The organism is Mesorhizobium sp. ESP6-5 (genome assembly GCF_020164695.1).
GTDB lineage: Bacteria > Pseudomonadota > Alphaproteobacteria > Rhizobiales > Rhizobiaceae > Mesorhizobium > Mesorhizobium australicum.
Genome location: NZ_JAIUGR010000010.1, coordinates 197,702 through 212,816, shown reverse-complemented (window position 1 = coordinate 212,816; position 15,115 = coordinate 197,702). Strand labels below are relative to the sequence as shown.

Here is a 15,115-nt window from a genome sequence, read left to right as displayed (position 1 = left end):
GCAGGCGCTGCCCCTCATCCGCCTTTCGGGGCGGCGCTGCCTGTAGCAGGATAGATTGATCAACTGCCCGGCGGGATCAGCCTGAAATCCGGCAGTTCGCGCAGGCCCAGTTCCGGCCCGGCCGGCGAATAGACGACGAACAGCTGCATGGGCCCGTCGCCGGTGTTGAGCGTCGAATGAAACCGACTCTCCGGCACGTAGATGGTGCAGCCGGGGCCGACTTTCTCCACCACCGGATTGCCCTTCTCATCCTCGACCATCTGCTCGCCATGGCCCGAGATGACGAAGATGATCTCTTCCGCACCCGGATGGTTGTGGCGGGTATGGCCCTTGCCTGAGGGCAGGTCGACGACGCCGCCGGAAAAGCGGGTCGCGCCGTTCACTTCAGGTGCCACCGTCAAAGACAGTTTTCCCCAGTCGAAGCCGAAGGCGCTGACGTCCTTCGGGTAGACAAACACCTTGCTCCTGTCGGTCATCTCTTTCATCCCTTCTTGTTCTTTGCGGCGCCGCCGGGCGTCACCGCCTTGAAATCCGCCGTCTGCCTGGCGATCGCGGCTTCCGCCGGCAGCCGTTCCATCGAGCTCGCGCCGTAAAAGCCGTGCAGGCCCTTGGCGTGGGAGAGGATGTAGCGGGCGTCGTCGGGCATCGAGATCGGGCCGCCATGGCAAAGCAGGATGACATCCTTGCGCACCGAGCGCGCCGCCTCGGCAATGGCGTCGATGGCAATGACGCAGTCGTCGAGCGACTTGGCCGAGGTGGCGCCGATCGAGCCGCCGGTGGTCACGCCCATATGGGCGACGACGACATCGGCGCCCGCCTTGGTCATGGCGCGTGCTTCTTCGGGGTTGAAGACATAGGGCGTGGTCAGGAGGTCGAGCTTGTGTGCCTCGGCGATCATGTCCACCTCTAGGCCGAAGCCCATGCCGGTCTCTTCGAAACTCTGCCGCATCTGGCCGTCGAACAGGCCGATGGTGGGAAAGTTCTGAACGCCGGAAAAGCCCATCGTCTTCAGTTCCGCCAGCAGCAGCGGCATGATGACGAAGGGATCGGTGCCGTTGACGCCGGCCAGCACCGGCGTCTTCTTAACCACCGGCAGCACCTCATAGGCCATCTCCTTGACGATCTCGTTGGCGTTGCCATAGGCGAGCAGGCCGGCGGCCGAGCCGCGACCAGCCATGCGGTAGCGGCCGGAATTGTAGATGATGATGAGGTCGATGCCGCCGGCCTCCTCGGCCTTGGCCGACAGGCCGGTGCCGGCGCCGCCACCGACGATCGGCACGCCTTTGTCGATCATCCCCCGGAACTTCTTCAGTATGTCCTTGCGCGGTATGGCTGGCATGTCTGGGTCTCACTGTCTGGCGATGTCGAGAAAGGCCGCGACCGCCGCCTTGGCAAAGTCCGGATCGTTGATGTGCAGCGGCAGGCGGGTGACGCGGCGCGTCGCACCCGGCCTGATGGTGCGCTCGACGGCTTCGAACAGAGCTGCGTCGGCTTCCGGATCGAAGAAGGCGCCGCCTTCGATGTCGAGCGCGGAAACGCCTTTTTCCGGGATCAGGAAATGCACCGGGCCTTCGCAATGGGCGAGCCTTGTGCCGATCCATTCGCCGATCGCGCGGCATTCCCGCGCTGTCGTGCGCATCAGCGTGACGTTCGGATTGTGCTCGTAGAACAGCCGGCCACGATAATGCTCCGGAATGGTCGATGGCGCCCAGAAATTGACCATGTCGAGCGCGCCGACCGAGCCGACATAGGGCAGCTTGGTGCGGGCAATGGCACCGAAACGATCCTGGGTCGCCGGCAGCACGCCGCCGAACAGCAGGTCGCAGACCTCGGTCGTGGTGATGTCGATGACACCCGACAGCAGGCCGCTGTCGGCCAGCTTCTCCATGCTGCGGCCGCCGGTGCCAGTGGCATGGAAGACCATGCAATCATAAGTCGAGCGGAGGTGTTCGGCGATTGCCGTCACGCAAGGCGTGGTGACGCCGAACATGGTGAGGCCGATCGAGGCCTTGCCGTCCGCCGCAGGCGCCGGATTGACCGCCATGCCCGCTATCGCCTGGGCGGCGTTGTGCAGCACGACTCGAGACAGCCGGTTGAGGCCGGCCATGTCGGTCACCGATGGCATCATGATGATGTCGGACACGTCCACATAGGGGGCGGTGTCGCCCGAGGCCAGCGTCGAGACCATGAGCTTGGGCAGACCGAGCGGCAGCGCGCGCATGCCCGCTGTGATGATCGAGGTGCCCCCGCCGCCGCCAATGCCGATGATGCCCGATATGTCGTCGCGGGACTGGACAAAGCGCGTGAAGGCCCCAGCCATTGCCGCAACCGATTTGCCGCGGTCGTCGATGCCGAGCACCGCACCGCGGCCGTCGGGATGATGGGCGGCGACCTCTTCAGCCGAGACGTCGACCGGCACGGTCGCGCCTCGCGTGCCGACATCGACACGGCAGACGACGGCACCCGTCGCGGCGATCGCATCGGCCAGGAAGGCGAGTTCCTCGCCCTTGGTGTCGGCGGTGCCCACCACATGGATGCGCTTCATCCGCGCCTCCCTCTGCTGGTTGGTTCGAAGGTGGTGATGTTCATCAGATGAAAGCTTTGTGCGCCGTAGAGCGTCAACGTGGCCACTCCAGGAAAAGGGCTGCCATTGCAAATTTTTGAGACGCGCGTATCGTATTGGCATGGATGTCTCACGTCAACAACCCGCAACGGACGACAACGCCGGGGAGAGAGCAGAGCGCGGACCGCGGGCGCGGACAAAGCGGCTGATGCTGGAAACGGCCACGCGGCTGATGCAGGCGGGTGGGACGCCTTCGGTCAGCGAGGTGGCGGAGGCAGCCGAGGTCTCCCGGGCCACGGCCTACCGTTACTTCCCCAGCCAGGCAGCCCTGGTGCAGACCGTCGTCGACGAGGGGCTGGGGCCAATCTTGACCTGGAAGTCCACCGCCGCCGATGCCGAGCGCCGCGTCACCGAACTGTTCGATACGGCCATGCCGCGCATCGAGGCCTTCGAGGCGACATTCAAGGCTGCTTTGAAGCTGTCGCTCGATCAATGGGCGCGGCGCCAGGCGGGCACGCTGGGCGGAGAGCCGGCCTTCACGCGCGGCCATCGCGTCGAATTGCTGAAGGAGGCGCTCACGCCGCTCAAGGGCCGCTTGCCGCCGCGCGACTTCAAGCGGCTGGCGCAGGCTCTGTCGCTGATCTTCGGCGTGGAGGTGCTGATCGTGCTCAAGGATATATGGGGGCTGGACAGCCGCCGGATGATGTCGGTGGCGCAATGGGCGGCGAGTGCGCTGGTGCGCACGGCAATCGCGGAGTCGGCTTATGGTGGTGATGAGTCCGCTTCAGGAGCGGCGAAATAGCCCCAATCTGGTTCGACCAGATTTGCCTGCATACCGCTGATCCTAGCCCAAAATGCGATCATGGGGCAAGGTCAATGTATATCATTGAGTAGGAAAATCATGGGAAAACAGGCAGATAAAGCTTTAATTCGACAGTAACGGCCCATGCCGGCTTTCAAGAAAGGGCTTGACGCCGCCGCAGGATTGGTAATACCAGATCAAGGAAGATAAGCGGATCGAAAGTGAGGGCTGCGATCCATTTCCGGACAGAGCGAGGAGGCTCCGAATTCGGAAAAGCGCGACCACGGGAGGAACTACCAGGGCCGGCTCCGTCGCTGGCTCGTACGACAAGGTAGAATGCGCACAAGGGAGGAAATCATTATGCGCAAGTTAGTGACCAGCATGCTTGCTGGTATCGGCTTAACGCTTGCCTGCGGAACGTCCGTCTACGCGCAGGAAAAGTCGCTCACCATCTTCTGGGCGGAATGGGATCCGGCCAATTACCTGCAGGAACTCGGCAACGAGTACGAGAAGGAAACCGGCGTCAAGATCACGGTGGAGACTACGCCCTGGTCCGACTTCCAGACCAAGGCCTTTACCGAGTTCAACGCCCATGGCGACGCCTATGACCTAGTCGTCGGCGACTCGCAGTGGCTCGGCGCCGGCTCCACCGGCGGCCACTACGTCGACCTGACTGACTTCTTCAAGAAGCATGATCTCGGCAACGTCATGGCACCGGCGACGGTGAAATATTATGCCGAGTATCCCGGCAACAGCGGTAAATACTGGGCGATCCCGCTTGAGGGCGACGCCGTCGGCTGGTCCTATCGCAAGGATTGGTTCGAGGATCCCAAGGAAAAGGAAGCCTTCAAGGCCAAATACGGCTACGACCTCGACGTGCCGAAGGATTTCAAGGCGCTGCGCGACATCGCCGAGTTCTTCCACCGGCCGGATCAGAAGAGATACGGCATCGCCATCTACACCGACAATTCCTACGACGCGATGGCGATGGGCTTCGAGAACGCGCTGTTCTCCTATGGCGGTGAGCTGGGCGACTACACGACCTACAAGGTCGACGGTCACATCAACTCCGACAAGGCGGTGGCCGCGCTCGATGCCTACAAGGAGCTCTACAAGTTCACGCCTCCGGGCTGGGCCAAATCGTTCTTCGTCGAGGACAACCAGGCAATCACGGAAAACCTGGCCGCGATGAGCATGAACTTCTTCGCGTTCTTCCCCTCGCTGATCAACGAAGCGTCGAACCCGAATGCCAAGAACACCGGCTTCTTCGCCAACCCTCCCGGCCCAAATGGCGACCAGTTCGCCGCACTCGGCGGGCAAGGCATCTCCGTCATCTCGTACTCGAAGAAGCAGGACGAGGCGATGAAGTTCCTCGAATGGTTCATCAAGGACGAGACCCAGAAGAAGTGGGCGGCCCTTGGCGGCTATACCTGCAGCCAGGCGGTGCTCAAGTCGCCTGAGTTCCAGAACGCCACGCCCTACAACAAGGCCTTCTACGAGACCATGTTCAAGGTGAAGGATTTCTGGGCAGTGCCGGAATACGCAGAACTGCTGCAGCAGCTCAACCAGCGCGTCTACCCCTACATGATCGGCGGCAGCGGCACCGCCAAGGAAACGCTGGACGCATTGGCTGGAGACTGGAACGCGACCTTCAAGAAATACGGCCGCGTCCAATAATCCTTCATGTCCCGCGGAGGGGGCGGTGTCGCCTCCTCCGTTTCTTTTTCTTGAACCGGGAGCAGGGTCTTGGCGACCACGATGATCACCACCCTCGACAGATCCTCGCGCGCCGCGGCACGCGGCCTAAGCGATATCTCCATCCGCAATCTCTTCATCATCCCGACGGTTCTGTTCCTGATCGTCTTCAACATTTTTCCGCTGATCTACTCGCTCGGCTATTCCTTCACCGACTTCCGCGCGTCGACCAACGCGCCGGCGAATTTCGTCGGGCTGCAGAATTATCGCGACCTGCTCAACGACCCTTATGTCTGGTCGAACTTCGCCATCACGGCGAAATACGTGATTGTCTCGGTCGTCGGACAGCTGCTTGTCGGCTTCGGCGTGGCGATGCTGCTCAACCGGGACATTCCGCTCAAGGGTCTTATCACCACGCTGCTGCTGCTGCCGATGATGCTGTCGATGGCGGTGGTCGGGCTGTTCTGGAAACTGCTTTACGACCCGTCATGGGGGGTTATCAACTATGCGCTCGGGCTCGGCAATTTCGAGTGGCTGGCCGACCCCAAGATGGCGCTCTACGCTGTTGCGTTGACCGACATCTGGATGTGGTCGCCCTTCGTCATGCTGCTGTCGCTGGCCGGGCTGTCGGCGGTGCCGAAGCATCTCTATGAGGCCGCCGCGATCGACCGCGCCGGGCCGTTCTACACGTTCTTCCGCATCACCCTGCCGCTGGTCGCGCCGATCCTGATGATCGCCGTCATCTTCCGCACCATGGAAGCCTTCAAGACCTTCGATCTCGCCTACATCCTGACCAGCCAACCGACGGCGGAGCTGATCTCCATCCGGCTCTACAAGATGGCGTTCCAGGAATGGCAGACCGGGCGCTCCTGTGCGATGGCCTACATCGTGCTGATCATGGTGCTGGCGATCACCAACATCTACGTCAAATATCTCAACAAGGTGAAGGAGCGCTGAGATGGCCGCCGTCCGCACTTCTTCCGAAATCACCTTCAACCGCGTCGCCATAGTCGCCGTGCTGCTGGTGACGATCATCTTCCTGGCGCCGATCTACTGGATCGCCTCGACGGCGTTCAAGCCGCGCAATCTTGCCACCACAATTCCGCCGACCGTCGTCTTCCAGCCGGAGATATCGCCGTTCGTGAAGCTGTTCACCAAGCGCTCTCAATTGCGCAGTCCGCCGTCGCCGGAAGAGTACGCGGCGGCCCCATGGTGGGAGCGCGTCGTCTTCGACGGTGGCGAAAAGATCGTGCGCGACGGCAAGGGCCAGGTGCAGTGGTCGGGCTATCCGAGCCGCTTCCTGAACTCGCTGATCATCGCCATCACCTCGACGGTGCTGGCCGTCGGCATGGGCACGTTCACCGCGTATGGCTTCTCGCGCTTCAGGGTAAAGGGGGAGGCGGACCTGCTCTTCTTCATCCTGTCGACACGCATGCTGCCACCGGTGGTGGTCGCGATCCCGATGTTCCTGATGTACCGCGCGGTCGGCCTCAACGATACCCACGTCGGGCTGATCATTCTCTACACCGCCTTCAACCTGTCCTTCTCGGTGTGGCTGATGAAGGGTTTCATGGATGAAATCCCGAAGGAATATGAGGAGGCGGCACTGGTGGACGGCTATACACGCATGGAAGCCTTCTTCAAGATCGTGCTGCCGGAGGCCGCCACCGGTATCGCCGCCACCGCCGTCTTCTGCTTCATCACGGCGTGGAACGAATACGCCTTCGCGCTGATCATGACCAACCGCCGCGCCCAGACGGCGCCGCCGTTCATCCCGAGCCAGGTCGGCTCGGGCCTGCCGGACTGGACGGTGATAGCCGCCGGCACCTTCCTGTTCCTGCTGCCGGTCGCCATCTTCACCTTCCTGCTCCGCAACCATCTGCTGCGCGGCATGTCCTTCGGAGCGATCCGCAAATGAGCTTTCGCGCCATCAATCAGAAATATCTGGAACCGGGTTCGCAGATACTCATGGTGCTCGGCATCGTGGCCCTCTGCCAGCCCTGGAACATGACCCTGCACACCTACGGCCTGACCATCATCCTGATCGGGCTGATCGGCTTCAACATCACCTCGAAGATCGCCCCCGAGGAACAGGCCGGCACCGGTCATGCCGGGGACGCGCGAAATCCGGGAGCACAGCATTGACCCAGATCGAGCTTCGCGGCGTCCAGAAATTCTTTGGTGCCGTCCAGGTCATCAAGGACCTCAACCTCAAGATCGCGGACAATGAGTTCATCGTGCTGCTCGGCCAGTCCGGTTGCGGCAAGACGACGACGTTGCGCGCCATCGCCGGACTGGAAACCATCGACGAGGGCGACATCCTCATCGACGGCAAGCCGGTCCAGCATCTGAAGGCCGCCGACCGCGACATCGCCATGGTGTTCCAGTCATTCTCGCTCTACCCGCATATGAGCGTCTATGAGAACATCGCTTTTCCGCTCCGTGCCACGCGCAAGAGCAAAAGCGAGATCGACCAGGAAGTGCGCTCGGTCGCCAAGACGCTGCAGATAACGGATCTGCTGGCGAAGAAGCCGTCGGCGCTTTCGGGCGGCGACATGCAGCGCGTTGCGATCGGCCGAGCGCTGGTGCGGCGGCCGAAGGCGATGCTGATGGATGAGCCGATCGGCGCGCTCGACGCCAAATTGCGCGAGGAGATGCGAGCCGAGATCAAGCGGCTGCATATCAAGCAGGGCTCGACCACCATCTATGTCACGCACGACCAGATCGAGGCGATGAGCCTCGCGGATCGTATCGTCATCATGCATGAGGGCGTGCTGCAGCAGGTGGGAACGCCCGACGAGGTCTATTCGCGTCCAGCCAACCTGTTCGTGGCCCAATTCGTCGGCAGTCCGGTGATGAATGTCGCCGACGCGGCGGTTGCCGAAACAACGTCATCGGCCTCGGTCACCGTTGGTGGAGCGGCTTCCGGCTTCGAGTTTCCGCGGGCGCTGCTGTCGAAACTCAACGGCCACGCCAGCGGCCAACTCGCACTCGGCATCCGGCCGGAAGGCGTCCTCATTCGTCGTGACGCGGCCGATGGCTTCATGGCCGTCGAGACGCAGATCGTCGAACCGCTCGGCTCCTTCGACATCGTCGACCTCAAGGTTGGCTCGAAAATGCTGCGGGCCCGCACGAAGAGCGGCTTCGTTGCCGGACCGGGCGAGAAGGTGTTTGCCCGAATCGATCCGACCCAGGCGCATTTCTTCGACAAGGCAAGCGGCAAGTCGCTTGAGGTGAGGCTCTGATGGCCCATATCCAGCTCAAGAACATCTCCAAGACTTTCGGCAACCACACGGCCTTGACCGGGCTCGACCTCGACATCGCCGATGGCGAATTCTTTGTCCTGCTCGGCGAGACGGGCGCCGGCAAGACGACGACGCTGCGGCTGATTGCCGGCCTGGAGAAGCCGAGCGAGGGGCAGGTCTTCATCGACGGCGTCGACGTCGCCGACTGGGGCGCGGCCGAGCGCGACGTGGCGCTGGTGCTGCAGCAATATTCGCTCTACCCGCGCTATACGGTGCGCGAAAACCTCGAATTTCCTCTGAAGCCGAAGATCCGCCGGCTGCCGGATGCCGAGATCAAGGACCGCGTCGACCGCGCCGCCCGCACGCTGCGGATCGAGCATCTGCTCGACCGCAAGACCGACCGCCTGTCCGGCGGCGAGATGCAGCGCGTCTCCATCGGCCGTGCCATCGTGCGCAAGCCGCGCGTGTTCCTGATGGACGAACCGCTGTCGGCGCTCGACGCCAAATTGCGCGAGGCGCTCCGCACCGAGTTGAAGAACCTGCAGATACAGCTTGGCGCCACCTTCCTGTTCGTGACCCACGACCAGATCGAGGCGATGTCGATGGGCGACAAGGTCGGCGTGCTCAACCATGGCCGCATCATCCAGACCGGCACGCCGCACGAGATCTACAACAATCCGCGCGACACCTATGTGGCGAGCTTCGTCGGCTCGCCGCCGATGAACCTCATCGACGGCAGGCTGGTTAACGGCCGCGCGGTGATGGCGCCATTGAATTTCGAGCTGCCCTTCGCGGGGGGGGCCAAAATTTTTACGGGGGCTGGGGCGAGTGCGGCGACCGACGGTCGCCCGCTCGTCTTCGGCATCCGTCCGGAGGATGTCTATCTGGAAAGCGGCGCACCGGTCGAGGCGCGTGTCCACGACGTCGAGAACCATGGCGTGGAAAAGATCCTGACGCTGCGGGTCGGCGATACAACGCTTCGCGCCACGGTGCCGGCCAGGACCGATGTCGCGATCGAGCAACCGGTGCGCTTTGCCTGGAATCCCGACAAGGTGGTGCTGTTCGACAAGGGCAGTGGTGTCAGCCTGCGGCACGCATCATAGGGCGCGACTATTTCGGCAGGTAGGTCTCGTAAGGCGTGTCGTTGATCAGCAGGATCACGCATTCCGTCTTCGAGAGGCAGGCGTCGTCATGCATCTCATTGGCCTTCTGGGTCCAGTAGGAGCCAGGTGGCAGTTCGACCTTGGTCGCTTCACCGCCTTCCATCTGCCAATGCGCCTATAGTCCCTGGATGACCACGGCGCGATAGTCGGCGGTGTGCGCGTGGACAGGCGCGCGCCAGTTGCCGGGGACTTTCAGCAAGGTTCCGGCATCGCCTTTGGCCCTTTCGCCCCACAGTGGTCCCAAGCGTGCCGGTAGAGCTGCAGAGCTGGCTGGTGCGGGCAGCGCCCGACCAGGCTGAAAGCGCCGGTGGCCTGATGGTGGCGACCTTCCAGGGAGCGATTGCGATGGGCGCCGTCTTCGGCGGGCTGCTGGTCGACCATGCCGGTGTCGGCAGCGCGTTTGCCTATTGCGGCGCCGCGACGCTGCTGGCGGCCATCGTGGTGTTCCTGCGCGGCCCACAGGCCGAATAGTCTCTCGCAACGGCCACCGATAGGGGATGATGGGAAGCTTAGACGGCCCGCCCGTCGAACTCGAAGATCGACAAGGTGGACGGGTCGGGACCGATGACGCAATTGATGTTGATGTAGGCGCTGCGTTCGCCGCCTTCGCTGGTGTCCTCGGCAAAAGGATGGATGCCGCAGGTTCGGCAGAAGCGGTGCGCTATCTTCGTTTCGCCGAATGTGTAGCGGCCGAGGTCATCGCCCCAGGCGACGAGCGTAAGCTTGTCGTGTGGCACGGCCCATAGCAGCGCACCCTTGCGGGCGCAGATCGAGCAATTGCAGCGCACGACGCCCTCAAGTTCGCCCTCCACCTCGAACGCAACCTTGCCGCAATGGCAGCTGCCTTTGTACAGCATCAGTATCTTCCTGTCGCTGGCAGGTGCAAAGGCACGCTGGCCGGGTTATCCCTTCTGCAGTCCCAACGGCTGCTTGCCTTCAAGACGTTCCATCCTGGCGGAGTCCGACACCAACATGCAACCAATCCGCGACCGCCTCGAAATCATCCTGTCACGTCTTGCCAACCGTGCGGCCGACGAGAAGGTCTTCACGAAGCTCTATGCCGAAGCGGCGCGGGTCGCGGCTGACGCCAGCGATGCCCGCAAAAGAGTGGGCGTGACACTCGGCCCGCTCGACGGCACCATTGTCTCGATCAAGGACCTGTTCGATGTCGCCGGCGAGCCGACCACGGCCGGGTCGCTGATGCGCAAGACCGCCGCGCCGGCACAGCGCGACGCCGCCATCGTCAGCCGGCTTCGGCAAGCCGGTGCGGTCGTCATCGGCAAGACCAACATGACCGAGTTCGCCTTCACCGCGATCGGCGACAACATGCATTACGGCACGCCAGGCAACGCCGTTGATGCCAGCCGCATTCCAGGCGGGTCGTCCTCGGGCGCCGGCGTGTCCGTGGGCGAGGGGACGAGCGACATCTCGATCGGCTCCGACACCGGCGGCTCGATCCGCATTCCGGCGGCGCTCAACGGCGTCGTCGGTTTCAAGCCGACTGCACGGCGCGTCCCGCTCTCTGGCACCTTTCCGCTTTCGGGCACTTTGGACTCGGTCGGACCGCTTGCCCGAACCGTCTCGATATGCGCCGCCGCCGACGCGGTGATGGCCGGCGAAGCGCTGAAGGAGTTGGTGGCCATTCCACTCGCCGGGCTTCGCATCGGCATTCCGCGCGGCGTTCTTTTCGGCGACACGGAAGGCGAGGTTGGATCCGCCTTCGAGTATTGTCTTGGCAAGATCGAACAGGCTGGCGCACACATTACGGATCTGTCGATCGACGACATGATCGCGGATCTACGCGCGGCCACCAGGCGCGGATCGATCGCGGCGATGGAGGGCGCGGAAGTGCATGCCGACTGGCTGGCGACAGGCGCATCCGTGCCGGTCGACCCGCATGTCAGCGGGCCATTGTCGCGGGCGGCGCTGCTGCCGACGCCGGTCTATATCAGGGCGCTCCGCCGCCGTACCGCGCTGGCCGCCGCCATGGATGAGCGGCTGGCATCGGTTGACGTGCTGGCGTTGCCAGCCACACCGGTGACGGCGCCGGCCATCGCTTCCATGGCCGAGGATGCCGAGTTGCGTGACCGCACCGAAGGCCTGCTGCTGCGCAACACCCAGGTCGCCAACCAGTTCGACCTTTGTGCGATCTCGTTGCCGATGCCGGGGCCATCGCTGCCAATGGGGCTGATGCTCGTGGCGCGCAATGGCCATGACCGGCATCTGCTGCGGATCGCCGTGTCGGTGGAGAGGCTGCTGGGGGTTGATCGGCAGCGAGTCATGGATGACGGATCAGTGCGATGAACAGTGCTTGCGTTCGCCGTCCTTGGCGGTGCGCACGATGCGGGTCGCGACCAGCCAAGGCAGGCTGTATTCCTTGCCGGTGAAGGTCTGGATGCGGTGCTCGATCGAGCCCCTGACCACGATCTTTCCGCTATAAAGCACGTCGGACTGGGCCGTTATCGCCTCGTCGGCCTGCGGCAATCCGCTGGTGTCGATCGACACGCCCTTGGTGATGGTGCCGGTGGCAAGGTCGAGCGCGCTGTTCGACGGGCAGGGCGCCTTGAAGCAGCGTAGTCCGTTGTCGCAATAGACATAGCTGCTCTCGGCCGCTGCGAATGCCGGCAAGGTGCAGATGGACGAAGTTGCGACAATCAGAACTGCAAGGCGAAGACCGGACATGGCTCGCAACGTCGCGGAGAATTGGGGCGAAACCGCGATGCTATATCTGCGCCGGAAAGCGACGCCGGTAGTGATCGACCACTTCTGGATTGCGCAGATTGACCGGCAGTTTGCCCGCCAGCACCAGCAAGGCTTCGCCGGCCGCGCCGACGCCCATGCGCATCATCGATTCCTCGGTAATCCCCGCCATATGCGGGGTGACGATGACGTTGTCGAAGCCGAAATAGGGATGGTTTGGCGGCAGCGGCTGCGTCGGGAAAACGTCGAGCGCGGCGCCGCCGATGCGACGCCCCCGCAAGGCCTCGATCAGCGCGTCGTCATCGACGACCGGCCCGCGCGACACGTTGATCAGCAGTGCGTTGGGTTTCATGCGGGCGATGCGTTCGCGGCTGATGAGGCCGCGCGTTTCCGGCGTCAGCGGACAGCAGAGCACGATGATGTCGCTCTGCTCGACCAGCGCGTCGATCGACAGGAAGCCGACCTTTTCCGGCGCCGGCTGCATGCTGCGTGTCGTTGCCACCACTTTGAGATCGAAGCCGTGTGCGGCGATGTGGCCGACCGCCTGCCCGACGGCGCCGAGACCAACAATGCCGATGGTCTTGCCGGCGAGTTCGATGTTGGCATTGGCGTGCTCGCGTCCGGCCAGCCAGCCCTTGGCGCGCAGGTCGCGGTCGACCCGGCGGAACTGCCGCAGCAGTGCAAGCGCGGTGAACATGACATGCTCGGCCACCGAGCGGGCATTGACCGCCGGCACGTTGGCCACGAGCACGCCGGCCGCCGCGGCCGCTTCCATCGGGATCATGTCGAGCCCGGCGCCATGGCGGATCGCGGCCCTCAGCTTCCATGCACCCTCGAACAGCGCCGGCGGCAGCGGCGCGCGCACGATGACGATGTCGGCATCCTTGGCCTCCCCCGTCAATGTGCCGGGGTCGAGCGCCGAAGCGATGACCAGCTGACCGGCGCCAGCCAGCTTGGCCGTGGCGCGCGGGTGCAGCGGATGCGTCGACAGGATCTTTGGCACGGTCTGGGTCACGGTCAGGCCTTTTCGAGTGCCGCGCCCGCGGGCGAAGCCGCCATGCCGCCCTCGATCAAGCCCTTCCAATAGCTTTCCGCGCCTTGCAGATGGGCGCTCATCAGCGCCTGGGCGAGATTGCCGTCGCGGCGCAGCAGCGCCTCGTAGATCTGCACGTGCTCGGCATGCGAGCGCACGCTGCGTTCAGGATCGTTGAAATAGATCGGCAGGCGCTGCTCGCCCATCAGATAGTAGACGCTGCAGATGTTGTGGAAGACGCTGTTCTTGGTGGCGCGCACGATCTCGAGGTGAAACTCGCGGTCTTCCTTGGCCAGACCTTCGCCAGCGGCGATGCGGTCTTCCGAGGCTTTGAGGATTTCGCGCAGGCGCTCGAAATTCTCCTCGGTGGCGCGCGAGCAGGCAAGCTCGGCGGCCTTGATCTCATGGATCTTGCGCAACTCGACCGTTTCATAGATCTGCAAGGGATCGAGCGGCAGGCCGGCACGTGCGAACAGCGCCAGCGCCTCGACGCTGGCCTGCTTGGTGTCGATGTAGATGCCGGACTTGGCGCGGCGCTCGACGATGCGCATGGCCTCGAGGATGGCGAGCGCTTCGCGGATCTGGCCACGGCTGACGCCGAAATGCTCGGCCAGCTCGCGTTCCGACGGCGTGCGGCCGCTCTCCTTGTCCGAGTGGGAGAACAGATAGGCGGCGAGTTCCGCGAGAAGGTTCTTTTCTTTCATCGTCAATTGCGTTGCGCGTGCGCCTCCAGGAATCGCTCCGAAACGGTGAATCCCAGTCCGGGCTTTTCCGGGATCGCTATCATACCGTCCTGGGCTTCGACAGTCTCTTCGACCAGATCGTGGATCATCGGGTTGGCGCCGAGCGAATACTCGACGGTGAAACTCGAAGGCGACGCGGCGCAGACATGCAGCCCGGCGAAGAAGCAGGGCGCGCCGGCCCACAGATGCGGCGCAAAGCGCAAATTGAAGGCGCTGGCGATGGTGCCGATCTTCATCGCCTCGCTGATACCGCCACAGAAGGCAGGATCGGGCTGGAAGATGTCGGCGGCCTTGAGAACGGCGAGATCGCGGAAGGCATAGCGTGTCGCCTCGCTTTCGCCGGTGGCGATCGGAACGGCGCCGGAGGCGCGCACTTCGGCCATGCCTAGCTTATCGTCGGCGATAACAGGCTCCTCGAACCAGGCGAGATCGAGGTCGTTGACGAGATGGATGAAGCGTTTGGCTTCCGCTACCGTATAGGTGCCATGGGCGTCGACCATCAGCTCGATGTCGGGGCCGAGGGCCTGGCGCGCGGCGCGCACGCGGGCGGCGGAAACATGTGCCGCGCCGTCCATGGCGCCGACCCGCATCTTCAACGCCTTGAAGCCGCCTTTGGCGATATAGGATTTCAATTGCTCGCCGATGGAATCGGCGGAGGCCCAGCCGCCCGAGGCATAGGCCTGCATGCGATCGACCTTGCGGCCGCCGAGGAGCCGCCAGACCGGCTGGCCCAGCGACTTGCCCAGGATGTCCCAGAGCGCGATGTCGACCGCGCTGATGGCGGCGACGCTCATGCCACGCCGCGCCAGTTGTGGCATGGCGTGGCCGGCGCGGGCGGCGCTCTCATGGCGCACGCCGTTGTAGAGCATCTCCCAGATGACTCCGATGTCGGCCGGATCGCGGCCGATCAACTGCGGCCCGACCTCGTGATTCAGCATGTGAACGAGTGCGCCGTAGCTGCCGGCACTGCCGGCCGCGTTCTTGCCTTCGCCCCAGCCGACCAGCCCGTCATCGGTTTCGACGCGCAGGATGGCGGCGTCGAAGGTCGTCACCTGGCCGAAGTCGCTGCGATGCTGCTTCGCGGCTTCGATCGGCACGCGGACCCACCAGGCCTGGACTGTCTTGATGCGCATATTTTTCCCCAGCCCTGCCGCCGGTCGGGGCGGAAGGA

General features: G+C 63.6%; 16 protein-coding genes and 2 pseudogenes. 9 read left to right on the top strand and 9 right to left on the bottom strand.

Annotated features, from left to right (window positions below):
• Positions 1-59 precede the first annotated feature (59 nt).
• Genes LB524_RS18480 through LB524_RS18470 form a run of 3 tightly spaced genes read right to left on the bottom strand, consistent with a single transcriptional unit; the run spans position 60 to position 2,545 of the window.
• Positions 60-476: a cupin domain-containing protein gene (locus LB524_RS18480; RefSeq protein ID WP_140661659.1), complete on the bottom strand. Its 417-nt coding sequence runs from the start codon at positions 474-476 to the stop codon at positions 60-62.
• A gap of 5 nt (positions 477-481) precedes the next feature.
• On the bottom strand, positions 482-1,339 hold the full coding sequence (locus LB524_RS18475; protein WP_224529016.1) for a phosphoenolpyruvate hydrolase family protein: 858 nt from the start codon (positions 1,337-1,339) through the stop codon (positions 482-484).
• A gap of 9 nt (positions 1,340-1,348) precedes the next feature.
• Entirely contained in the window at positions 1,349-2,545 is a 1,197-nt protein-coding gene (locus tag LB524_RS18470; RefSeq protein WP_224529014.1) for a Tm-1-like ATP-binding domain-containing protein, read from the bottom strand.
• 139 nt (positions 2,546-2,684) lie between these two features.
• On the opposite strand from LB524_RS18470, the gene LB524_RS18465 reads away from it, so the two are divergent.
• The 7 genes from LB524_RS18465 to LB524_RS18435 all read left to right on the top strand — a co-directional run bounded on the left by LB524_RS18465 (position 2,685) and on the right by LB524_RS18435 (position 9,408).
• Positions 2,685-3,365 carry a TetR/AcrR family transcriptional regulator gene (locus LB524_RS18465; protein ID WP_041163315.1) on the top strand — a complete coding sequence of 227 codons (681 nt, stop codon included), beginning with the start codon at positions 2,685-2,687 and terminating at the stop codon, positions 3,363-3,365.
• Positions 3,366-3,725: 360 nt separating this feature from the next.
• A complete protein-coding gene (locus tag LB524_RS18460) occupies positions 3,726-5,042 on the top strand; it encodes an ABC transporter substrate-binding protein (RefSeq protein WP_015315631.1) in 1,317 nt (438 codons plus the stop codon).
• Between the two features lie 69 nt (positions 5,043-5,111).
• Entirely contained in the window at positions 5,112-6,017 is a 906-nt protein-coding gene (locus tag LB524_RS18455; protein WP_015315632.1) for a carbohydrate ABC transporter permease, read from the top strand.
• Between the two features lies 1 nt (position 6,018).
• Positions 6,019-6,978, top strand: a complete 960-nt coding sequence (locus LB524_RS18450; protein WP_140618971.1) for a carbohydrate ABC transporter permease — start codon at positions 6,019-6,021, stop codon at positions 6,976-6,978.
• Positions 6,975-7,205: a hypothetical protein gene (locus LB524_RS18445; protein WP_015315634.1), complete on the top strand. Its 231-nt coding sequence runs from the start codon at positions 6,975-6,977 to the stop codon at positions 7,203-7,205. Before LB524_RS18450 ends, LB524_RS18445 begins: the two co-directional genes overlap by 4 nt.
• Positions 7,202-8,305: an ABC transporter ATP-binding protein gene (locus LB524_RS18440; protein ID WP_140618969.1), complete on the top strand. Its 1,104-nt coding sequence runs from the start codon at positions 7,202-7,204 to the stop codon at positions 8,303-8,305. Before LB524_RS18445 ends, LB524_RS18440 begins: the two co-directional genes overlap by 4 nt.
• The gene (locus tag LB524_RS18435; RefSeq protein WP_224529012.1) at positions 8,305-9,408 is read left to right on the top strand and encodes an ABC transporter ATP-binding protein; all 1,104 of its coding nucleotides are present in this window, start codon (positions 8,305-8,307) and stop codon (positions 9,406-9,408) included. The genes LB524_RS18440 and LB524_RS18435 overlap by 1 nt, the downstream gene beginning before the upstream one ends.
• 7 nt (positions 9,409-9,415) lie before the next feature.
• On the opposite strand, the pseudogene LB524_RS18430 reads toward LB524_RS18435, so the two are convergent.
• Positions 9,416-9,721: pseudogene (locus LB524_RS18430) on the bottom strand (DUF4437 domain-containing protein); the annotation flags it as partial.
• Here LB524_RS18430 and LB524_RS18425 point away from each other — a divergent pair.
• Positions 9,712-9,939: pseudogene (locus tag LB524_RS18425) on the top strand (MFS transporter); the annotation flags it as partial. The pseudogenes LB524_RS18430 and LB524_RS18425 sit on opposite strands and share 10 nt — an antisense overlap.
• Positions 9,940-9,977: 38 nt before the next feature.
• On the opposite strand, the gene LB524_RS18420 reads toward LB524_RS18425, so the two are convergent.
• On the bottom strand, positions 9,978-10,325 hold the full coding sequence (locus tag LB524_RS18420) for a GFA family protein (protein WP_015315637.1): 348 nt from the start codon (positions 10,323-10,325) through the stop codon (positions 9,978-9,980).
• A 115-nt stretch (positions 10,326-10,440) separates the two neighbouring features.
• Here LB524_RS18420 and LB524_RS18415 point away from each other — a divergent pair, with 115 nt between their 5' ends.
• Complete coding sequence (locus LB524_RS18415; protein ID WP_224529010.1) at positions 10,441-11,772, top strand: amidase; 1,332 nt, start codon at positions 10,441-10,443, stop codon at positions 11,770-11,772.
• Here the strand turns inward: LB524_RS18415 and LB524_RS18410 are convergent.
• Genes LB524_RS18410 through LB524_RS18395 form a run of 4 tightly spaced genes read right to left on the bottom strand, consistent with a single transcriptional unit; the run spans position 11,761 to position 15,077 of the window.
• On the bottom strand, positions 11,761-12,150 hold the full coding sequence (locus LB524_RS18410) for a hypothetical protein (protein ID WP_224529009.1): 390 nt from the start codon (positions 12,148-12,150) through the stop codon (positions 11,761-11,763). The two genes, LB524_RS18415 and LB524_RS18410, sit on opposite strands and share 12 nt — an antisense overlap.
• Positions 12,151-12,190: 40 nt before the next feature.
• Positions 12,191-13,183, bottom strand: a complete 993-nt coding sequence (locus tag LB524_RS18405; protein ID WP_224529007.1) for a hydroxyacid dehydrogenase — start codon at positions 13,181-13,183, stop codon at positions 12,191-12,193.
• Positions 13,184-13,185: 2 nt separating this feature from the next.
• Positions 13,186-13,905 carry a FadR/GntR family transcriptional regulator gene (locus LB524_RS18400; RefSeq protein WP_015315641.1) on the bottom strand — a complete coding sequence of 240 codons (720 nt, stop codon included), beginning with the start codon at positions 13,903-13,905 and terminating at the stop codon, positions 13,186-13,188.
• Positions 13,906-13,907: 2 nt separating this feature from the next.
• Positions 13,908-15,077 (bottom strand): mandelate racemase/muconate lactonizing enzyme family protein, encoded by a 1,170-nt coding sequence (locus LB524_RS18395; RefSeq protein WP_015315642.1) that lies wholly within the window; start codon positions 15,075-15,077, stop codon positions 13,908-13,910.
• Positions 15,078-15,115 lie beyond the last annotated feature (38 nt).